The sequence below is a fragment of the Pseudomonas sp. S30_BP2TU TE3576 genome (assembly GCF_050436025.1).
GTDB lineage: Bacteria > Pseudomonadota > Gammaproteobacteria > Pseudomonadales > Pseudomonadaceae > Aquipseudomonas.
In genome coordinates, this window is sequence record NZ_JBNDLK010000001.1 from 2,585,398 (window position 1) to 2,606,020 (window position 20,623).

16 protein-coding genes and 1 pseudogene are annotated in these 20,623 nt (G+C 61.2%); 11 read left to right on the forward strand and 6 right to left on the reverse strand.

Annotated features, from left to right (window positions below):
• Window positions 1-39 precede the first annotated feature (39 nt).
• Entirely contained in the window at window positions 40-1,389 is a 1,350-nt protein-coding gene (locus ABIA48_RS11775) for an MATE family efflux transporter (protein WP_429488773.1), read from the forward strand.
• A gap of 45 nt (window positions 1,390-1,434) precedes the next feature.
• On the opposite strand, the gene ABIA48_RS11780 is transcribed toward ABIA48_RS11775, so the two are convergent.
• The 6 genes and pseudogenes from ABIA48_RS11780 to ABIA48_RS11805 form a co-directional block, all read right to left on the reverse strand.
• Window positions 1,435-2,235: a DUF4123 domain-containing protein gene (locus tag ABIA48_RS11780; protein WP_429488775.1), complete on the reverse strand. Its 801-nt coding sequence runs from the start codon at window positions 2,233-2,235 to the stop codon at window positions 1,435-1,437.
• On the reverse strand, window positions 2,232-3,551 hold the full coding sequence (locus ABIA48_RS11785) for a type VI secretion system Vgr family protein (protein ID WP_429488777.1): 1,320 nt from the start codon (window positions 3,549-3,551) through the stop codon (window positions 2,232-2,234). The genes ABIA48_RS11780 and ABIA48_RS11785 overlap by 4 nt, the downstream gene beginning before the upstream one ends.
• A gap of 232 nt (window positions 3,552-3,783) precedes the next feature.
• Window positions 3,784-5,698, reverse strand: a pseudogene (gene speA, locus ABIA48_RS11790) (arginine decarboxylase).
• A gap of 219 nt (window positions 5,699-5,917) precedes the next feature.
• Window positions 5,918-6,289 carry a translation initiation factor Sui1 gene (locus ABIA48_RS11795; protein ID WP_007991289.1) on the reverse strand — a complete coding sequence of 124 codons (372 nt, stop codon included), beginning with the start codon at window positions 6,287-6,289 and terminating at the stop codon, window positions 5,918-5,920.
• A 203-nt stretch (window positions 6,290-6,492) separates the two neighbouring features.
• The gene (locus ABIA48_RS11800; protein WP_429488780.1) at window positions 6,493-7,050 is read right to left on the reverse strand and encodes an NUDIX hydrolase; all 558 of its coding nucleotides are present in this window, start codon (window positions 7,048-7,050) and stop codon (window positions 6,493-6,495) included.
• Between the two features lie 3 nt (window positions 7,051-7,053).
• Window positions 7,054-8,121, reverse strand: a complete 1,068-nt coding sequence (locus ABIA48_RS11805) for a DUF2333 family protein (RefSeq protein ID WP_108230350.1) — start codon at window positions 8,119-8,121, stop codon at window positions 7,054-7,056.
• Between the two features lie 480 nt (window positions 8,122-8,601).
• Here ABIA48_RS11805 and gcbA point away from each other — a divergent pair, with 480 nt between their 5' ends.
• The 10 genes from gcbA (at window position 8,602) to fis (ending at window position 20,586) form a co-directional block, all read left to right on the forward strand.
• Window positions 8,602-10,272 carry a diguanylate cyclase GcbA gene (gene gcbA / locus ABIA48_RS11810; protein WP_429488782.1) on the forward strand — a complete coding sequence of 557 codons (1,671 nt, stop codon included), beginning with the start codon at window positions 8,602-8,604 and terminating at the stop codon, window positions 10,270-10,272.
• Window positions 10,273-11,226: 954 nt separating this feature from the next.
• The gene (locus ABIA48_RS11815) at window positions 11,227-12,270 is read left to right on the forward strand and encodes a methyl-accepting chemotaxis protein (protein WP_429492852.1); all 1,044 of its coding nucleotides are present in this window, start codon (window positions 11,227-11,229) and stop codon (window positions 12,268-12,270) included.
• A 169-nt stretch (window positions 12,271-12,439) separates the two neighbouring features.
• Window positions 12,440-14,185 carry a protein-disulfide reductase DsbD gene (locus ABIA48_RS11820; RefSeq protein WP_429488784.1) on the forward strand — a complete coding sequence of 582 codons (1,746 nt, stop codon included), beginning with the start codon at window positions 12,440-12,442 and terminating at the stop codon, window positions 14,183-14,185.
• Between the two features lie 132 nt (window positions 14,186-14,317).
• The gene (gene aroQ, locus ABIA48_RS11825; RefSeq protein ID WP_007971361.1) at window positions 14,318-14,773 is read left to right on the forward strand and encodes a type II 3-dehydroquinate dehydratase; all 456 of its coding nucleotides are present in this window, start codon (window positions 14,318-14,320) and stop codon (window positions 14,771-14,773) included.
• A gap of 24 nt (window positions 14,774-14,797) precedes the next feature.
• Window positions 14,798-15,262, forward strand: coding sequence for an acetyl-CoA carboxylase biotin carboxyl carrier protein (accB, locus tag ABIA48_RS11830; RefSeq protein WP_277534225.1), 465 nt, complete (start codon window positions 14,798-14,800; stop codon window positions 15,260-15,262).
• Between the two features lie 17 nt (window positions 15,263-15,279).
• Window positions 15,280-16,638, forward strand: a complete 1,359-nt coding sequence (gene accC, locus ABIA48_RS11835) for an acetyl-CoA carboxylase biotin carboxylase subunit (protein WP_007991275.1) — start codon at window positions 15,280-15,282, stop codon at window positions 16,636-16,638.
• 273 nt (window positions 16,639-16,911) lie between these two features.
• A complete protein-coding gene (gene prmA / locus ABIA48_RS11840) occupies window positions 16,912-17,790 on the forward strand; it encodes a 50S ribosomal protein L11 methyltransferase (protein WP_429488786.1) in 879 nt (292 codons plus the stop codon).
• A 30-nt stretch (window positions 17,791-17,820) separates the two neighbouring features.
• Window positions 17,821-19,074, forward strand: a complete 1,254-nt coding sequence (locus ABIA48_RS11845) for a DUF3426 domain-containing protein (RefSeq protein WP_429488788.1) — start codon at window positions 17,821-17,823, stop codon at window positions 19,072-19,074.
• Window positions 19,075-19,258: 184 nt separating this feature from the next.
• Window positions 19,259-20,269, forward strand: coding sequence for a tRNA dihydrouridine synthase DusB (dusB, locus tag ABIA48_RS11850; protein WP_310064154.1), 1,011 nt, complete (start codon window positions 19,259-19,261; stop codon window positions 20,267-20,269).
• Window positions 20,266-20,586 (forward strand): DNA-binding transcriptional regulator Fis, encoded by a 321-nt coding sequence (fis, locus tag ABIA48_RS11855; RefSeq protein ID WP_007907419.1) that lies wholly within the window; start codon window positions 20,266-20,268, stop codon window positions 20,584-20,586. Before dusB ends, fis begins: the two co-directional genes overlap by 4 nt.
• Window positions 20,587-20,623 lie beyond the last annotated feature (37 nt).

A 20,623-nucleotide genomic window follows, 5' to 3' on the forward strand; every position in this document is an offset into this window, starting at 1 on the left:
TCGATGTGCCGCTACAATGCTCGCTCCCAAGGAGCCTGCATGTCCAACCTGACCGCCGACTGGCGCGACCGCCCTACCCATCGCCGGGTCTGGGCGCTGGCCGCGCCGATGATTCTTTCGAACATTTCCGTACCGCTGGTGGCGCTGGTCGACAGTACCGTCATCGGTCACCTGCCCCACGCTCATCAACTCGGCGCCGTCGCGGTCGGGGCCAGTCTGTATACCTTCCTCGCCTGGGCCATGGGTTTTCTGCGCATGGGCTCTACCGGGTTCGCCGCCCAGGCGGCCGGGCGCGGGGATGGCGCGGCTTTGCGGCAGATCCTGTTGCAAGGCCTCTTGCTGGCCATCGGCCTGGCCATTGTGCTGGGTGCGGTGGGCGTGCCATTGAGCGGGGTGGCGTTGCATTTCATGCAACCGTCGGCGGCGCTCGATCAACTGACCCGCGAGTTCTTCCACACCCGCCTGTTTGGCCTGCCGGCGGCGCTCGCCAGCTATGCGCTGGTCGGCTGGTTCCTTGGCACCCAGAATGCCCGGGCGCCGCTGGCGATTCTGCTGAGCACCAACCTGGTCAACATTGCCCTGAACCTGTGGTTCGTCCTCGGCCTGGAATGGGGCGTGGTCGGTGCGGCCCGGGCCTCGGTGATTGCCGAATGGACGGGGGCGCTGATCGGTTTGCTGATGACCCGCAAAGCCCTGCGCGCCTATCCCGGTCACATCATCTGGGCAGCGTTGGCGCTGTGGCAAAGTTGGCGGCCGTTGCTGGCGGTCAACCGCGACATTTTCATCCGCAGCCTGGCGCTGCAATCGGTGTTTTTCCTGATCACCGTGCAAGGCGCGCGACTGGGCGACGCCACGGTCGCTGCCAATGCCCTGCTGCTCAATGGATTGTTGCTGACCGCCCACGCCCTCGACGGCCTGGCCCACGCCGTCGAAGCCCTGTGCGGGCATGCTCTTGGCGCCCGCGACCGCGATGCCCTGCGCCGTTCGCTGGTGGTGGCGTGCGGCTGGTCGTTGCTGGCAAGCCTGGGCTTTGCCGCGCTATTTCTGTTTGCCGGGCACTTGTTCATCGAGATGCAAACCGATATTCAGAGCGTGCGCGACACCGCGTTCATCTACCTGCCCTACCTCGCTGTACTGCCGCTGATTGCCGTCTGGAGTTACCTGCTCGATGGCCTGTTCATCGGCGCCACACGCGCCCGGGAAATGCGCAACGGCATGCTGCTGACAGTGGCGCTGGTGCTGCCTTTCGGCTGGGCATTGCAAGGCTGGGGCAACCATGGCCTGTGGATAACCTTTCTGGTGTTCATGCTGCTGCGCAGTCTGACCCTCGGTGTGATTGCCTGGCGCCTGCGTCGCAACGATGGCTGGTTCGCCAGCGGCACTCACTGAGGGGGCGGGACAGCCGTCGAATAGACCGCACCATCAATTTCGACCTTATGGCCAGGGCGGGTCGTTCTGCCAGAGGTGACGCAGGCTATCGAGGCGCTCCTGTTGGGTCAGCCCCGGCAGCGGCTGCACGGGCACGGAATCGGGATACTGCAGGCGTAGCCATATCCAGCCATCAAGCACCGGGCGCTCGCTGAAACCCAGCGTCAGCCCTTCCTGCACATGGGTCCACAGGCGAGGGAAATCGGCACCGGTGGATTGGCTCCAGCGCCAGGCATGCTGTTCGAGCAGGCAGGTTTGCAGTTTTTCAAGTTGCCCGGCGTTGAGGCTTTCCTCAATCGCCAACGGGCTGACCGCCAACCCCGGGTTGGACAAACGTTGCCAGCCTGCACAACCCGTCGCGCGGTCGGCCCAGGTACCGCCGAACCAGCGCAAATGACTGACAGGACCTAGCCAGCGACTCAGTTCAGCGGCATCGCAGGCATCGAAAAAGTAGCTGGCCGTGATCGGGTTGTAGTAACTCAAAAGGGCCCGGTGCAGGCCAAGCGTGACCGTGAGCATGCGCCGCAAATGCGCCAGCAACGACGATGCGCTGGCCTCGCTGTCCATCAGCAATCCGGGCCAGCGTTGTCCGTCGACGCGGCATAAATCGGCCAGTGCCCGACATGAGCGCAGATCGACCAGGACCGGTCCCTGCTCACGCAGCGCATGCCACTCCGTACCTTCGAACAACCCCGACCACCGGGCCTGCGCAAACATCTGCCTCAGGGCGACACCCGCCTGCGGCGTGCCCGGCACATCCAGCAGTAACCACTGCGCAGGTGCCTCGGGCATGCTTGTGGCCATCATGCCCCGGCGCTCTGGCCAAGCCGTGTCGCCAGACGACAGGTGCACAACGCCTGTGCGCAATGGTTGAAGCTGCCACCGCCGGGCAGCAGGCACAGCACCATCAATGGCTCTCCCGAGCGCAACCATTGCTCCAGGCCCTCTGCATGGGTGTGGGTGGGCTGGGGGGTGTCAGCGCCTGTCACCTCGACCGTTGCCGGTACATGCAGCAAGCCGGTTATCTGCGGTTGATCGGGATCGCCCTCGACAAAACTCACGACAAGCTCAGTCCCTTCCCGCAATGACGAGAACGTTGAGGCCTGCAACTGCCCGGCCAGGGGTAACCAGCAATGACTGGGCGTCGCCCCTTCGCCCTGATACAGCCAGTCGAATTGCACCGCTACCGGCCTTGCCGGGTCAGGGTTTGGTTCATCGACCTCGACTACCCACGCCCGTTGCAGGCTATGCATTTTTGGCTTGACCATCGCACGGGGTGGCTCGAGTGGTGTCGGCCAGTGCACGGCCCGGACCTGATTATGGTAAGGCGTCGTCGCCTCCTGGCTGCCCCAATGCTCGACATGGGTCAGCAGCCAGAGGCGATTACTTTCGGCAACCGGATGACCGGACAGCGACATCAGTTGACCGCTGCGCAAGGTCGCCAGGTCCGTCCGGCATTCCGCTCGCTGCGTCACAGTCTCGCTGCAGCGCTGACGTTCGAACCGCCGCACCGCCGGCCGATCGCCCTCGCGGCGGAATATCGCAGGTTCGCCGGATCGAAAATGCTGCTGATCATCGCTGAACACCACGCAGTGCCCGCGAGCCCGGTGCTCGAAGTGATAGTGAAGGCGTTCCTGGGCGCACAGTCGCTGGAGAAACTGCAGGTCCGACTCCCGATATTGCGTGCAGAAATCCCTGGGCGGGTAATCGCCGCCGAGCTCCAGGCGTCGATCTTTGCCGGTAATGCCGTGCTCCTTGAGCACCTGGTCGAGGATTTGCGGCACCGAACGGGCGCTGAAGATCCGCTGGCTGGAGCGCTGGGCCAGGCACGCTATTTTTGGCCCCAGGCGCACCTGGCAGAGTCGGGCTCCCGGAGCATGATCACGCTGGACGAGTTCATGCAGTTGTCCATGCACGTGGCTTCCGGCAGGCCCGAAATGCAGGGAGGCCGGGCGGTACAGCAAACGGGCAAGGTCAAGCATCGGGTCATCGATCAGCAACTCCATGTCGAACACAAACGGCTCGCTGATGGCCTCTCTACCGGTAAAGGCCAGGACCTCCAGGGCGTCGGGCAGACCTGCTACATCCAGACGAAATGACGGTTCGCTGACTGGATTGAACATCGGCGTTTCTCTACAGGAGGGGCGGCCGGGGATTCTCGCTGAGAGACATGGCCGAGTAGAGTGCCGAAGTACAACTTAGGAAATGACCTACGCGAAAAGAAGACCAAATGGCATAGATCGCCAAGGACGTGGGCAGTTTCGCTAGAAAAAACAGAATCGCCGCACCAGGTCATCTGAAATTTCCGCGGTAAACGGAAAAATTTCAGACAACCTGATGAGCGTGGTGCTGATCTCAGGAAGACAGGTACGAAGAACGGGTCAGGCCAAGGCGCAGGGCATCGAGGAACTGGGTGCGCTCGGTTGCGCTGATGCGGGCACTGGCGCACTTGTCGCGGTAGTGAGTCATCAGTTCTTCCGGCGACAAGTGCACGTAGCGCAGCATGTCTTCAATGGTGTCGTGGGTTTCGATACCGGCGTGGTACACGCTGCCGTCGGCGTTCTGGTAGATGTTCACCGAGTCGGTGTCACCGAACAGGTTGTGCATGTCGCCAAGAATTTCCTGGTAGGCACCGACCAGGAACACACCCAGCAAGTAATCCTCACCGTCATTCAGGGCGTGCACCGGCAGGCTGGTCTCGATGCTCTGCTCGTCGACGTACTGATTGATCTTGCCGTCCGAGTCACAGGTCAGGTCTTGCAGTACCGCGCGACGCAGTGGCTCTTCGTCGAGGCGGTGCAGCGGAATGATCGGCAGGACCTGGTCGATGGCCCAGGTGTCCGGCAGGCTCTGGAACACCGAGAAGTTGCAGATGTACTTGTCGGCCAGTTTGTCATTGAGTTCGTCCAGCACCTGGCGGTGGGAACGCTGACGCGCCTTCAGCGAGTTGTGCAGGCGACGGCACACGGCGAAATAGCATTGCTCGGCCAGGGCTTTCTCGGCCAGGGTCAGCTTTCCGTCGGCGTACTGGGCGGCGACATCGCTCATGTAGTGCGTGGCGCGCCAGTAGGTTTCGGTGACCATCTCGATGTCGGTCGGTCCCAGCAAGTCCACCAGCCACTGCACGGTTTCCGGCAGCGTTTCCTTGTTCTCGATCTGCGGCACGTCGTCGTTGTGCTTCTCGACGTCGGTCACCTGCACGACCAGCATGGCGTGGTGCGCGGTCAGCGAGCGGCCGCTTTCAGAGAAGATATTCGGGTGCGGCAGGCTTTGCGCATCGCAGAATTCCTTGAGCATCCCGACCACGACACCGGCGTAGTCGTCCATGTCGTAGTTGATCGAACTGGCGTTACGCGAGTGCGTACCGTCGTAGTCCACGCCCAGGCCACCACCGACGTCGATGTGGTCCACCGGCAGGCCGAGGTTACGCAATTCGCCGTAGTAACGGATCGCTTCCTTGAAGCCGTGCTGGTAGTCAGCGAGGTTGGCGATCTGCGAACCCATGTGGAAGTGCAGCAGGCGAATGCCTTGGTCCAGGCTGGCCGCGCGGAAACGCTCGACCACCGACAGCAGTTGCGCCGCCGACAGGCCGAACTTGGATTTCTCGCCGCCGGTGTCTGCCCACTTGCTGGATGCCAGGGACGACAGGCGCACACGCAGGCCGACCTGAGGCTTGACCTTGAGCGAGGCCGCTTCTTCGATCACCAGGCCGACTTCGGATTCTTTCTCGATCACGATGAACACGTTGTGGCCGAGCTTCTGGCCCATCAACGCCAGGCGAATGAACTCACGATCCTTGTAGCCATTGCAAACGATGGTGCCGCCCTTCGGCGCCAGCGCCAGCACGGCCAGCAGTTCAGGCTTGGAACCGGCTTCCAGACCGATGGAAACGTTTTGGGTGGCGATGATGTTTTCGATCACCGCTTCCTGCTGGTTCACCTTGATCGGGTACAGCGCGGTGTACTTGCTCTGGTATTCCAGACGCTCGATGTTCGAATCGAACGCGCCGGTCAGCTGACGCACGCGGTCTTGCAGAATGTCGGGAAAACGGACCAGCAACGGCAAGGACAAGCCGCTTTTGCGCAGCTGGTCGACTTGCTCGAACAGGTCGATAGGCGAGCTGCTCGGACCGTTCGGACGAACTTCGACGCGACCGGCGTCATTGATCGCGAAATACCCGGCCCCCCAATGGCGAATCCCGTAAACACTGCGACTATCCGCAACTGTCCATTGGGCTGCCATCGTCTTTGCGTGTGCGTCGTACGGACATCGAAGTCCCCTATAAAGAAGTCATAGTGCGTCGCCTGGGTTCAGGCCGGCGCAGTCTAAAGAATGAAAATGACGGTTCGTCAGCGAGGCAATAGACCCCGCCGACCGCAGTGAGTTTAGAAACCGGTCATGAACAGGCTCTGTGAAAACCATGTGGACGCCACCAGGCCTGAATGCCATCAGGACCGGATCAAGCCGAGGGTGGTTTTCACAGAGGCTGCTAGCCGCCGGACTTCTTCGCTTTGAAACCGAGCTTGATCAGTTCTGCCAAGAGTAGCTCGACATGATCGCCCTGGATTTCGATGACACCGTCTTTCAACGCCCCTCCCGTCCCACAGCGTTTCTTCAACGTCGTGGCCAGTTCCTTGAGCGCGTCTTCAGCCAATGGCACGCCGGTGATGGTGGTCACCGTCTTGCCGCCACGGCCCTTGCTTTCGCGACGCACGCGCGCGATGCCGTCGCCGGCCGGGATAACGGTCTGTTTGCAGATGCAGGCGTCCACCGGTTTACTGCATTCCGGACAATGACGACCTGCGTCGGTGGAAAATACCAGGCCGCCCAGGGCGGCGAAGGATGCGGCTTTTTTGGCCACCGGCAATCCTCTTCGGAGGACAAAGACTGGTCGCAGCACTTGGGAAGGCTATCGACCGCGAAGCCCCACTCAGGCAGGGGCAGCGCTACTGAAACGGTACAACCCAATTACGACCTTGTGTAGGAGCAATACCGGTTCAGTTTAAAAAGGTCGCGCAGTGTAACGGCAAAAACGCCGATTGCTAAGAGCCAATCGGCGCCAATTTATAGCTGTTTTGCGACGTTGCTTTGTTGAGCCTTCAGATAGCGCTTCAATGCCGCCAACGAGTCCGGGCAGTAAGGCTTTTGCTCGATCTCCAGCATGACCTGATCAATGGGGATAAAGCGCGCTTCGAGCACCTCTTCCGGCTGCAGGATCAACGGGCCGTCCCACACCGCCGAGAACGCCGAACACCACAGCCGATTGCCGGTGTCTTCGAAGAAAAAGTGATCGTGGGCGGTCAACTCCACACCGCTCACGCCCAGCTCTTCTTCCAGCTCCCGGGCCGCCGACTCGGCGTAGGTTTCGCTGGCGAGTACCATGCCCCCCGCCGCCACGTCCCAGTAACCGGGATAGATCGCCTTGCTCAGCGTGCGGCGATGCACGCACAGCTCGCCAGCGGAATTGAACAACATAATGTAGGTGCCGCGCCCGATCAGCCCGCGCTCGCGCAAGTCGGAACGGACCAGGGCGCCGAGCAGGTTGTCCTGCTCGTCGACCCAGGCGATCTGTTCGGCATCGGAGGCCGCACGGTGTACGGCTTCCCTGGTGTTTTCGACCATGACTCAGCCCTGATTGAGCAATTGACGCAAATCGATCACCGCCGCGTTGGCCCGGGAAATGTAGTTGGCCATGACCAGCGAGTGGTTGGCCAGCACACCGAAACCGCTGCCGTTGAGGATCATCGGGCTCCACACCGGCTCCTGCGACGCTTCCAGTTCACGAATGATCTGACGCACGCTGACCGTGGCGTTCTTCTTGGCCAGCACATCGGCGAAGTCGACTTCGATGGCGCGCAGCAAATGCGACAAGGCCCAGGCCTGACCGCGGGCTTCGTAGAACACGTTGTCGATCTGCAACCATGGAGTCTCGACGATTTCCTCGTCGACCTGCGGCGCCACACCCGGCGCCACCACCTCGGTTTTCAACGCGGTATTGAGCTTGACCCGGCCAACACTGGCCGACAGCCGTTGCGACAGCGAACCGAGACGCGTGCCGACATCACCCAGCCAGTTGTTCAGGTTGTCGGCGCGGGCATAGAACAGTGCGCTCTTCTGGTTCGGATCGGACAGGCGCGCCTGATAGCGGCTCAGGGAATTGATGCCTTCCTGGTATTCGGATTCACTGGACGGCAGCACCCAGCTCTTGTTGTCGAAGTTGAAACGCGGCTCGGCCTTGGCCAGGTCGGCGTCTTCGGCAGACTGCGACTGCGAACGGGCGAAGTCTTTACGCAACGCACGGCTCAGGTCGCGGACCTGCACCAACACGCCATATTCCCAGCTCGGCATGTTGTCCATCCACAGGCCTGGCGGGAATCGGTCGTTGGAAATATAGCCGCCCGGTTTGGTCAGCAAGGTGCCGGCGACGGTCTTGAGGGTTTCCACCGTGGTGTAGCCGACGACCATCTGCTTGCCTTCTTTCTCGGCGGCCAGTTGGGCGGTTTGCTGGACCGGGAACAGCGCCGGCTCCTGGCTCCAGTACCAGCCCAGGACACTCGCCACCAACAGGTAGATGCCCAGTAAAGTGGCCAGCGCCCGGCTGAACAACAGACCGCCCAGGTAACTGCGGGTCTCCGACTTCGGTTCAGCGGCACGTTCAGGCGCACTGCCTGTGCGGTTCTTCCAGTCCAGCATGGCGATATCCTTTCAAGCTCTTGAGTTCACGGTTCGACCACAACCATACAACAACGTGCCTTGGCCCGGCACCCGCCATTGCACCGATGGGGAAAATTACCGGGCTGCGGATGAAAAGAGCTCCTGCGCACCTGACAACACTGCAGCCGTCGAAATCCCCCTTATGGTTTGGATTACTCCCTAAGGGAATCCCTGAGCCCCTGAGGAGAAAAAAACGGGCCGATCAACCCAGACAAAAAATCACGAACGGCCAAATGTCAGTCACTCGCCAATTGCCACCCCACGCCCGTCAAGTGCCCTGATGCAAGCACTTCGCCCCTGCACAGCACGACTTTAAAGGCCAGAACCAGACCGATCAGTCACAAACTGAATGAAGTCACATTGCAGATTATTGACGTACAGCACTCATGTAATGGAAAAGTGGTGCTAGCATAGAGCCACCAGTCGACCTCAGTGTGCACCCTAACTAGTAGTCAGGATATGACCGAGCCAGAAGACCCCAGCCGCGAGCGCCTCAAGCACCACTTTGCCCAGCGGGTAATTCATCAGGCTCGTCAGATTCTTGAGATATGGCAACGCCTGCAACGCAGTGAGTGGTCAACCACCGACCTTTCGGAACTGAGCGAGGCCAATCTGCGCCTGCTGCGTTTCGCCGAGCGTTTCGAGCAACCCGAACACACGCAACTGGCCCACCACATCGGTCAGTCCCTGGAGGCTGTCGACGCCAATCGCGGACGCCTGAGCAGCGGCCTGATCACCGACCTCAATCGCTTGATGCAACGCCTGTCGCGCACTGGCCTGCGCCATGGCGATCAGCTCGATCAAACCTTCCTGCCACCGCTGCGCAAACCCATCTACGTAGTGCTGCAGGATCACGACCGGGCCGAGCGCCTGGCCAAACAACTGGAATTCTTCGGGCTCAGCGCCCAGTCCCTGGACAGCGTAGACGCGTTTCGCTCATCGATGATCGAGCGCTTGCCCGCGGCGATTGTCATGGACGTGGATTTCAGCGGCCCCGGTGTCGGCCTGAAACTGGCCGCCGAAGCCCAGGAAGGCCTGGATCAGCGCTTGCCACTGCTGTTCTTCAGCCTGCACGAAACCGACACCCCGACCCGCCTCGCCGCCGTGCGCGCCGGTGGCCAGGAGTTCCTCACCGGCACCCTCGAAGCGTCGAGCCTGCTGGAGAAGATCGAAGTCCTGACCTGCGTCGCCCAGTACGAACCTTATAAAGTACTGATCATCGACGACTCCCGTGCCCAGGCCCTGCACACCGAGCGCCTGCTCAACAGCGCCGGGATCGTCACCCGGACATTGATCGAACCGATCCAGGCCATGGCCGAACTGGCGGACTTCCAGCCGGACCTGATCATCCTCGACATGTACATGCCGGCCTGCACCGGTACGGAATTGGCCAAGGTGATCCGCCACAACGACCGCTATGTCAGCGTGCCGATCATTTACCTGTCGGCCGAAGACGACCTGGACAAGCAGCTCGACGCCATGAGCGAGGGCGGCGATGACTTCCTGACCAAACCCATCAAGCCCCGGCACCTGATCACCACCGTGCGCAACCGCGCAGCAAGGGCCCGCAATCTCAAGGCACGGATGGTCCGCGACAGCCTCACCGGCCTGTACAACCACACGCATATCCTGCAATTGCTCGAAGACTGCTCGTTCCGCGCCCGCCGCGAAAGCAAGCCGCTGAGCTTTGCCATGCTCGACATCGACCATTTCAAACGGGTCAATGACAGTCACGGCCACCCCATGGGCGACCGGGTGATCAAAAGCCTGGCACTGTTTCTCAAGCAACGCCTGCGCAAAACCGACTTCATCGGCCGCTACGGTGGCGAAGAATTCGCCATCGTCATGCCGGACACCGATATCGAAGCGGCCTACAACGTACTCGATGAAATCCGCCAGCGTTTTGCCGAGATTCACTACCCCGCGCAACCCCAGGATCTGTGGTGCACCTTCAGTGCCGGGGTGGTGGAGTTATGCGAAAGCTCCGACAGCCTGATGATGGCCAGTCAGGCCGATGAGGCGCTGTACCGTGCCAAGGGCGGCGGACGCAATCGCGTACAGGCCGCTCGCACACCAAGGCAAAGTGCCACTTTTTTATCGGAATCGACCGATACGGTCATAACCCTGTAACAGAAACGCAATAACTTCAGGCACTTACCATTTCTGCCGTTGGTAGTCCGAATGCGCCTGAAGCTGCTGACCAATCTCAATACCCTCCTTCTGGTGGCCGTGTGCGTGGCCCTCGGCGCGACGTTGTGGTGGTCGCAGAAAGCCCTTGAGCGTCCGTATCTATTAATGGAGCGCTACCTGGGAATGTCGCAGCAATTTCAGAATGAAGTCGCCCGCAGCATCGAGGATTACCTTGGCAGTGGCGATGCACTGCGCCTGAGCAGTGCCGCCCAGGGCATCGACAACCTGCAAAAAGAGCTCGGCGAATTGCCACCGGCCTTGGCCGAGACGTTGCGTCCCAGCCTGTCGACCCTTGAAGAATTCAGCAAAACCGACCTGCTGGCCGCCGGCAAACTGGCAGGCGACCCACAAGCCTTGCTGCTGCAGGCCGAGCGCGAACTGAGTGCCAGCCTCGATCAGCTCAGCCAGTACGCCAGCGGTAATACGACCTACCTAACGCCGCTGCTCATCGCGTCGCAGCACTTGGGCAAATTGTCGCTGGCGCGGGACAAACTGGTCAGCAGCGGCCGCAGTGAACTGGCCGCCGATGTCGAGCGCGAAGTCGCCAACATCCGCACCCAGGCCGAGAAACTCGATGCCCTGCCCTTGCTGGGCGTGACCACCAGCAGCGAATCGAACACCGATGACTTCGCCTCGATGATGGGCCTTGAGAACAAGGAAAAAACCGTCGCCGAAGATGCCGGCGTCGGCCTCAAGCGCGAGTTCAACAGCCTGCTCACCCGCTACCCGGCCGAACTTTCGCGCACTCGCGATCAAATCCGCAGACGCGCCGATCTCAGCACCGCAACTCACTTGAAAATCGCCGACGTGCAACAGGCCATTGCCGGACTGGAACCGGTGGTGCGCGCCCAGCACGGGCAGATCCAGGGTGAAGTACGGCTGATGCAAGGCGTGATGATCGGCTTGATTCTGTTGATCGCCCTGCTGATCGACACCCTGCAGCGCAAACTGGCCCGGACCCTGACCAACCTCGCTCCGGCCCTGTCGACCTGGGCCGAAGGCGACTTCAGCCGTGACATTCAACTGGGCAACACCAACCGCGAATTGCATGACATTGAGGCGTCGCTCAACCGCTTGCGCGCTTATCTGGTGGATCTGGTGGGGACCATTCGTCTCAATGCCGAGCAAGTGGCCGGCAGCAGCCGCACCTTGGCCGACCTGAGCAACGATTTACATGACGGTGCGGAACATCAGGCCGGCGACACGGCACTGATCCGCGACTCCCTCAGCGAACTGGAAGCGACCATTCAGCAGGTCGCCGGCGATGCCAGCCAGGCCGCCGACGCCAGCCGTCACGCCGGCCTGGCCGTGGAGCACGGACAGAAAGTCATCGGCCTGAGCCTCACCGGCCTGCATGCGCTGGTAGATGAAGTGCAAGGCAATGCGCAAATGATCGAACACCTGGCTGAAGAATCGGCCACCATCGGCGGTGTGTTGACGGTGATCCGCTCGATTGCCGACCAGACCAACCTGCTGGCCTTGAACGCGGCCATTGAAGCGGCTCGCGCCGGGGAAATGGGTCGAGGCTTTGCGGTGGTGGCGGAAGAAGTGCGCTCACTGGCGCAACGTACCGCCGGGGCCACCGCAGAAATCCAGACGCTGATCGCCGGGCTGCAAACTGCTGCGCGGCAATCGGTGGAAGGCATGCGCGCCCAGGTCGAACACGCCGAAGCCACGGCCAATCAGGCTCAGGCCGCCGATGGCGCGCTGGATAAAATCGTCGGGGCAATCCAGACCATTTCCGACACAGCGGTGCGCATCGCCGATCTCACTGCCCAGCAAAGCGGCGCTGTCAGCGAGATCCGTGACCACAGTGAGCGAATTCACCAGTTGGGCGGGGATAACCTGCTGCGCATTGGCGAAGGACGTGAGCAAGGGGAGAACCTGCTGGTGCTGGGCGGGCGATTGCACACCGCCGTTCAAGCCTTCCGCGTCTGACAGACCGTTTCGCGAGCAAGCCCGCTCCCACATTTGATCTGTGCAAGACGCAAATCCCCTGTGGGAGCGAGCTTGCTCGCGATGGCGCCAGAACAATCACCCCAGCACTCCCCTGCCTATACTGCGACTGTCCGCTATCATCCCCCCAATTCCGATACGCGAGATCGTCATGCGCCGCCTGCTCTGCCTACTGTTTTTAGTGTTCGCCCTGCCGGCCAGCGCCACCGGCCTGTTGGAAAATCGTCCCAATTCGACTCTGGGCTCGATCAACAACAGCGCCGACTTCCTGCCGGTGCGCGAAGCCTTCCAGCTGAGTCTGGTAGAAAGCACGCCGCAATCGATCAAGCTGCGCTTCGTCGCCACCGAAGGTTATTACCTCTACCGCCACCGTTTTCAGTTTCGCACCGATCCAGCCGATGTTGCCCTCGGTGCGGCAAAACTGCCCGACGGCCAGAAAAAGCACGATGAATACTTCGGTGACGTCGAGGTCTACCACGGCATTCTCGACGTCGAGCTGCCGCGCACCGATCAACGCGCCTTCACCCTGGCCGTGACCTATCAGGGTTGCGCCGACAAAGGCCTGTGCTATCCGCCGGAAACCGAGCGCCTGAGCATCGATGGCAGCGGCGCCCCGGCGACGACTTATCCATGGAGCTGGCGCGAACTGGCGTTGTTTTTCCTCGCGGGCCTGGGCCTGACGTTCACGCCCTGCGTGCTGCCTATGTTGCCGATCCTGTCCGGCGTGGTGCTGCGTGGCCAGGTCGGCGGCTGGCGCGGTTTCAATCTGTCGCTGGCCTATGTGCTGCCGATGGCTGCCTGCTTTGCCCTGCTGGGTGCGCTGATGGGTTTGTTCGGTGCCCAGCTCAATCTACAGGCGCGGCTGCAATCGGCCTGGGTGCTGGTGCCGTTCGCGATGTTTTTCGCCGTGTTTGCATTGGCGATGTTCGGCGTATTCGAACTCAAGTTACCGCATGCCATCAGCAGTCGCCTGGACTACATCGCCGGACGCACCAAAGGCGGGTCACTGTGGGGCGCCGCGGTGTTGGGCGTGGTCTCCAGCTTGCTGGTTTCACCCTGTGTTTCGGCGCCATTGGCCGGTGCGCTGCTGTACATCAGTGCCAGTGGCGATGCGCTGGGCGGCGGCCTGAAACTGTTCATGCTCGGTCTCGGCATGGGTGCTCCGCTGTTGCTGGTGGCCACCGGTGGCGCCGCCTGGCTGCCGAAAAGCGGTCCGTGGCTGGTCTACGTGAAAAACGCGATCGGGGTGTTGTTGCTCGGGCTCGCCATCGGCCTGCTCAGCCGCGTCCTGCCGGGTCAGGTCACCTTGCTGCTGATCGGTTTGCTGGCCGGCGGCGTGGGCTTGTTCATGGGGGCGCTGGAGTTCGTCTATAAACCGCCGCGCAAGCGTCTGGGCCAATTGCTCGGCATGTTCTTGCTGTTTTATGCGCTGGCCTGCTGGTATGGAGCCTTCAGCGGCCAGACCGACCCGCTCAACCCGATTGGCCAGCCCCGTATTGCCGACAACAGCGGACCTGCGCAAAGCACCAGCGCCTGGCAAACCGTGAGCACCCCGGCCGATCTGGATCGTGCACTCGCCGACGCACGATCATCCGGCACACCGCTGTTGCTCGACTGGTACGCCGACTGGTGCATCAGCTGCAAAGTCATCGAGCATGAGGTGCTAAACGACCCTATCGTCGTCGAACGCCTCAAGGGTTACCGGCTGATCCGTTTCGACATCACCACCAGCAACGCCGAGCAACGCGCCCTGCTCGACCGTTACCAGTTGTTCGGTCCACCGGCCCTGATGTTTTTCGGCAAGGACGGCGTCGAACGTGCCGATGTGCGGGTGATCGGCGAGATCAACGCCAAAGACTTCGCCGAACGCGTTACCAGGGCGAATGACCACATTTAATCAAGCAGTCATATATTTCGCGCAAACATCGGTCATCGTGCTGGCTATTGCAGAGAACTGGACAGTCACAAAGGCTTTGCGGCATAGTCGCCGGGTTCTGACAATTGCACACGGATAACAAAGGAACAGCCGATGGCGACCCTACTGGTTCTGCACGGACCCAACCTGAACTTGCTCGGCACCCGCGAACCGGGCACCTATGGCGCTACGACACTGGCGCAGATCAACCAGGACCTGGAACGCCGTGCCCGAGAAGCCGGCCACCATTTGCTGCACCTGCAAAGCAACGCCGAGTACGAATTGATCGACCGCATCCACGCTGCCCGCAGTGAAGGCGTGGACTTCATTCTGATCAACCCAGCAGCTTTTACACATACAAGTGTCGCATTACGTGACGCGCTGCTGGCGGTGAGCATCCCATTCATCGAAGTGCATTTGTCTAACGTGCACAAACGCGAACCTTTCCGCCATCACTCTTACTTCTCCGACGTAGCGGTGGGAGTGATCTGCGGCCTTGGCGCCAGCGGTTACCGACTGGCCCTGGAGGCTGCCCTGGAACAGCTTGAACAACAAGTTAACCGCCCCTGACCGACCCTTGGGAGTTGATGATTCATGGATATCCGTAAAGTTAAGAAACTGATCGAATTGCTGGAAGAGTCCGGCATCGACGAGCTCGAGATCAAGGAAGGCGAAGAGTCCGTACGCATCAGCCGTCATAGCAAGACCCCGGCTCAGCAGTACTACGCGCCGGCTCCAATGCATGCTCCGGCCCCCGCGCCTGTCGCTGCCGCCGCTCCGGCTGCCGCTGCCGCACCTGCTGCTGCCGCCGCGCCAGCACTGAACGGCGCCGTTGCCCGTTCGCCGATGGTCGGTACGTTCTATCGCAAGTCTTCGCCAACCTCGCCATCCTTCGTAGAAGTCGGCCAGACCGTGAAGAAAGGCGACACCCTGTGCATCGTTGAAGCCATGAAGATGATGAACCACATCGAAGCTGAAACCAGCGGTGTGATCGAATCCATCCTCGTCGAAGACGGCCAGCCGGTTGAGTACGACCAACCGCTGTTCACCATCGTTTGAACCGCGGAGAGCCTTTGATGACTGCGAAGTTGGAAAAAGTTCTGATCGCCAACCGCGGTGAGATCGCCCTGCGGATCCTGCGCGCCTGCAAAGAGATGGGCATCAAGACCGTCGCCGTTTACTCCAAGGCTGACAAGGAACTGATGCACCTGGGCCTGGCAGACGAATCCGTCTGCATCGGTCCGGCATCGGCCGCTCACTCCTACCTGCACATTCCGGCAATCATCGCCGCGGCCGAAGTGACTGGCGCCACCGCCATTCACCCGGGCTACGGTTTCCTTGCGGAAAACGCCGACTTCGCCGAACAGGTCGAGAAATCCGGCTTCGCGTTCATTGGCCCGAAAGCCGAAACCATTCGCCTGATGGGCGACAAGGTATCGGCCAAGCACGCCATGATCGCTGCTGGCGTACCGACCGTTCCGGGCTCTGACGGCCCGTTGCCGGAAGACGAAGAAACCGCTCTGCGCATCGGTCGCGAAGTCGGTTACCCGGTGATCATCAAAGCCGCTGGCGGCGGCGGTGGTCGCGGCATGCGCGTTGTGCATAACGAAGAAGACCTGATTTCCTCGGCAAAACTGACCCGCTCCGAAGCAGGCGCGGCGTTCGGCAACCCGATGGTCTATCTGGAAAAATTCCTGACCAACCCACGTCACGTGGAAGTTCAGGTACTTTCCGATGGCCAGGGCCACGCTATCCATCTGGGCGACCGCGATTGCTCGCTGCAACGTCGTCACCAGAAGGTTCTCGAAGAAGCGCCGGCACCGGGCATCGATGAGAACGCACGTGAGGAAGTACTCGCACGCTGCGTCAAGGCTTGCATCGATATCGGCTACCGTGGCGCAGGTACTTTCGAGTTCCTGTACGAAAACGGTCGCTTCTACTTCATCGAGATGAACACTCGTGTCCAGGTAGAGCACCCGGTTTCGGAAATGGTCACCGGCATCGACATCGTCAAGGAGATGCTCAGCATCGCCGCCGGCAACAAGCTGTCGTTCACCCAGGATGACGTGGTCATCCGCGGTCACGCGCTGGAATGCCGGATCAACGCCGAAGATCCGAAAACCTTCATGCCGAGCCCGGGCACGGTCAAGCACTTCCACGCTCCAGGCGGCAACGGCGTTCGCGTCGACTCGCACCTGTACAGTGGCTATGCCGTTCCGCCGAACTACGATTCGTTGATCGGCAAGCTGATCACCTACGGCGCGACCCGCGACGAAGCCATGGCACGCATGCGCAATGCGCTGGACGAGATCGTGGTCGACGGGATCAAGACCAACATCCCGCTGCACCGCGACCTGACCCGCGATGAAGGCTTCTGCAAAGGGGGCGTGAACATTCACTACCTCGAGCACAAGCTGGCTGGCGAGAAGCACTAAGCTTTAGCTGGTACAAAACAAAGCCGCCTTCGGGCGGCTTTGTTGTATCTGGACATTTCATCGGATAGGTGGCCTTGCACAATCCCTGTGGGAGCGGGCTTGCCCGCGAAGACGTCGGCACATCCAACATCGAGGCGACAGACAGTACGCATTCGCGAGCAAGCCCGCTCCCACAGACACAGCGGACTCCCACAAAAGCCCCGCGCTCGCGTAAACTTGCGCGCTTCTCGCAGCCCGCTAGGCTGCAATCAACATTTTTCAAAGGTGCCCGCCATGCCTTGGCTGCAAGTACGTCTCGCCATCAGCCCAGAACAAGCCGAAACCTATGAAGACGCTTTCCTTGAAGTGGGCGCCGTGTCGGTAACCTTCATGGACGCCGAAGATCAGCCGATCTTCGAGCCGGAACTCAACACCACGCCGCTGTGGTCCCACACTCACCTGCTGGCCCTGTTCGAAGGTGGCACCGAGCCCGGCCCGGTACTGGCCCACCTGGAGCTGCTGACCGGCAGCCCGCTGCCTGAACACCACAGCGAAGTGATCGAAGACCAGGACTGGGAACGCAGCTGGATGGACAATTTCCAGCCAATGCGTTTCGGCCAGCGCCTGTGGATCGTGCCGAGCTGGCACGCCGCGCCGGAACCGGATGCCGTGAATTTGCTGCTGGACCCGGGCCTGGCGTTCGGCACCGGTACCCACCCGACCACCGCGCTGTGCCTGGAATGGCTCGACGGCCAGGATCTGAAAGGCTGCAACGTGCTGGACTTCGGCTGCGGCTCGGGAATTCTGGCGATTGCCGCGCTGTTGCTGGGCGCCAAGGAGGCCGTGGGCACCGACATCGACGTGCAGGCACTGGAAGCCTCTCGCGACAACGCCGGGCGCAACAATATCGCCGAACACCTGTTCCCGCTGTACCTGCCAGAAGATTTGCCGCAAGTGCAGGCCGACGTGCTGGTGGCCAACATTCTCGCAGGCCCGCTGGTCGCCCTGGCGCCGCAGTTGTCCGGCCTGGTCAAGTCCGGCGGTCGCCTGGCGCTGTCGGGCATCCTCGCTGAACAGGGCGACGAAGTCGCTGCCGCCTACGCCAAGGACTTCGATCTGGACCCGATCGCCAATCGCGATGGCTGGGTGCGCATCACTGGCCGTCGGCGCTAGAATGAGCGCCTGCATAATCCGGATCGCCGCATGACCGATAGCTTCGTCACCCAGTGCCCGCATTGCCAAACCAGTTTCCGCGTCAGCCATGCCCAGTTAAGCGTGGCTCGCGGGGTGGTACGTTGCGGCTCCTGCCTGCAGGTGTTCAATGCCGCCAAGCAGTTGCTTGAACAGGCCGGCAAGGAACCACCGGTAGCGACGCCGCTCCCGCCTGTGGAGCCTGCGGAGCCCGTCGAACCATCGCCGCCGCGCGCCATCAGCCAAAAGCATTGGAGCGCGACCGAGCTGGACCTGGACAGTCTCGACCTCGACGAAGAACTCGCCCGCCTCGAACAGCGGGAAATCCAGCCCGCCACCGAACTCGGCCGTCATCGCGACGACTCGTTGAGCGCCCGTCGCGATGGCACCGGGCAGGACGACGAGGAGCCGTGGCCCGACAGCCTGTTCAGTGAGTCGGCGGCTGATCGCGTGCAAGTCGAAGAACCACTCGACAGCCTTGAAACGCCAGAACCGACGGTCGAACCAAGTAAAGCCTCACGCACCGAACCTTCGCTGTCTCTGGAGCCGGTTGATCTCGACGACGAGCCGCAACCACCCCATTTGCGCCTGTACGACCCACTCGATGCGCCACTGAGCCACGAACGCCTGTCGGCCGCCGACGAGAACGAATCCGACGACAACCTGCCCTCGATCGAACCGCTGCGCAGCCGACGCGAACGCAGTGAACCGGGCGTGCGTGCCGAAGTGCTGCAAGACCTGACCGACGACCCGCTGCAACTGGATTGGCAAAAACGTCGCTCGCCCTGGGGCCGACGGCTGTTGTGGTTGCTGCTGGTGCTGATTGCCGCTGGCGCCCTCGCCGGCCAGTACATTGCCTACCATTTCGACGAACTGGCGCGACAGGATCAATATCGCCCGTGGTTCCAGCAACTGTGCCCGCAAATCGGCTGCACCGTGCCTTCCAAGGTCGACATTGCAAAAATCAAGAGCAGTAACCTGGTAGTGCGCAGCCATCCCGAGTTCAATGGCGCACTGGTGGTCGATGCGATCATCTACAACCGCGCGCCCTTCTCCCAGCCTTTCCCGCTGCTGGAACTGCGCTTTGCCGACCTCAATGGCCATCTGATCGCCAGTCGCCGCTTCAAACCCGGCGAGTACCTCAATGGCGATCTCGAAGGCATGGCGGAAATGCCTCCGCAAACGCCAATCCACATCGCCCTGGACATTCTCGACCCTGGCGCCAAGGCGGTGAACTACAGTCTGAGCTTTCATTCTCCGGAGTGAAACGCGTCTTCGCTCCCGGATTGACGTCGGCTTTGCGACTCCCCCTGGCAAACCAAACCATGGGTAATAACAGAGTAACTGTTCAGATTTTGTTCAATTCAGCCTTTATCCAGTCATCGAGAGCGGGTATCATGCCAACCCTTTTTCGAACTCTAATGATCCGGCCCCACAACAGGGAAGTCCTATGTCGGCGGTACGCATCGGTCCATACACGTTACATAACAGCTTGATTCTCGCCCCTATGGCGGGTGTCACCGACCAGCCCTTTCGTCAGCTGTGCAAGCGCTTGGGCGCGGGACTGGTCGTCTCGGAAATGGTCACCAGCGACATGAGCCTGTGGAACACCCGCAAGTCGCGCATGCGCATGATCCACGAAGGTGATCCCGAGCCACGCTCGGTACAGATCGCCGGTGGGGACGCGCAGATGCTGGCGGACGCCGCCCGCGCCAACGTTGAAATGGGCGCGCAGATTATTGATATCAACATGGGCTGTCCGGCAAAGAAGGTCTGCAACAAGGCTGCCGGGTCCGCCCTGCTGAAGGATGAAGCCCTGGTAACCGAGATCCTGCAGGCCGTCGTGGCTGCGGTCGATGTGCCGGTTACCCTGAAGATCCGGACCGGCTGGGACCGGGACAACAAGAACGGCCTGACGGTGGCGAAGATCGCCGAGCAGGCAGGCATTACGGCGCTGGCGGTGCATGGCCGCACCCGTGCCGACCTGTACACAGGTGAAGCCGAGTACGACACCATTGCCGCGATCAAGCAGGCAGTGTCGATTCCGGTCTTCGCCAACGGCGATATCGATTCGCCGGAAAAAGCCCGGTACGTGCTTGACGCGACCGGTGCCGATGGCCTGTTGATTGGCCGGGCTGCCCAGGGGCGGCCGTGGATTTTTCGCGAGATCGAGCATTTCCTGCGTACCGGAGAGAAACTCCCGGCGCTGGAACTGATCGAGGTGGAACGCATTCTGCTAGAGCATCTGGCTGCCCTGCACGCCTTCTATGGCGATGTCATGGGTGTGCGCATTGCTCGAAAGCATGTGGGCTGGTATCTCGCAACCCTGCCGGGCGCCAGGGAGTTCCGCGCCCACTTCAATCGTTTGGATGGTACGGATACACAATGCGCCAACGTTCAGGCGTTTTTCGCCGAACGTTACAAGAGCCTGACAGGGGACGGAGAGTGGGTGGCCGCATGACGATGATGACCGAGACTTTAGTGAGTGGAACAACACCCGTGAGCGACAACGTGAATTTGAAACAGCACCTCAATACACCGAGCGAAGAAGGCCAGACCCTTCGCGGGAGTGTCGAGAAGGCGCTGCACAATTATTTCGCCCACCTTGAGGGCGCTGCCGTCACGGATGTGTACAACCTGGTGCTCTCCGAAGTCGAGGCTCCCCTGCTCGAGTGCGTGATGAATTACGTCAAGGGCAACCAGACCAAGGCCAGCGAGCTGCTCGGGCTGAACCGTGGCACGCTGCGCAAGAAACTCAAGCAGTACGATTTGCTGTAAGCATTCAATCAAACCAGAAAGGCGCCCGCGTAAAACC

Bases quoted from the DNA above. Each gene is read 5' to 3' on its own strand.
- prmA (WP_429488786.1), top strand. From the start codon at position 16,912: ATGCCTTGGCTGCAAGTACGTCTCGCCATCAGCCCAGAACAAGCCGAA.
- ABIA48_RS11800 (WP_429488780.1), bottom strand. From the start codon at position 7,050: ATGGTCGAAAACACCAGGGAAGCCGTACACCGTGCGGCCTCCGATGCC.
- gcbA (WP_429488782.1), top strand. From the start codon at position 8,602: ATGACCGAGCCAGAAGACCCCAGCCGCGAGCGCCTCAAGCACCACTTT.
- ABIA48_RS11845 (WP_429488788.1), top strand. From the start codon at position 17,821: ATGACCGATAGCTTCGTCACCCAGTGCCCGCATTGCCAAACCAGTTTC.
- ABIA48_RS11820 (WP_429488784.1), top strand. From the start codon at position 12,440: ATGCGCCGCCTGCTCTGCCTACTGTTTTTAGTGTTCGCCCTGCCGGCC.
- accC (WP_007991275.1), top strand. From the start codon at position 15,280: ATGACTGCGAAGTTGGAAAAAGTTCTGATCGCCAACCGCGGTGAGATC.
- accB (WP_277534225.1), top strand. From the start codon at position 14,798: ATGGATATCCGTAAAGTTAAGAAACTGATCGAATTGCTGGAAGAGTCC.
- ABIA48_RS11780 (WP_429488775.1), bottom strand. From the start codon at position 2,235: ATGATGGCCACAAGCATGCCCGAGGCACCTGCGCAGTGGTTACTGCTG.
- ABIA48_RS11775 (WP_429488773.1), top strand. From the start codon at position 40: ATGTCCAACCTGACCGCCGACTGGCGCGACCGCCCTACCCATCGCCGG.
- ABIA48_RS11815 (WP_429492852.1), top strand. From the start codon at position 11,227: ATGATCGGCTTGATTCTGTTGATCGCCCTGCTGATCGACACCCTGCAG.
- ABIA48_RS11785 (WP_429488777.1), bottom strand. From the start codon at position 3,551: ATGTTCAATCCAGTCAGCGAACCGTCATTTCGTCTGGATGTAGCAGGT.
- aroQ (WP_007971361.1), top strand. From the start codon at position 14,318: ATGGCGACCCTACTGGTTCTGCACGGACCCAACCTGAACTTGCTCGGC.
- dusB (WP_310064154.1), top strand. From the start codon at position 19,259: ATGTCGGCGGTACGCATCGGTCCATACACGTTACATAACAGCTTGATT.
- ABIA48_RS11805 (WP_108230350.1), bottom strand. From the start codon at position 8,121: ATGCTGGACTGGAAGAACCGCACAGGCAGTGCGCCTGAACGTGCCGCT.
- fis (WP_007907419.1), top strand. From the start codon at position 20,266: ATGACGATGATGACCGAGACTTTAGTGAGTGGAACAACACCCGTGAGC.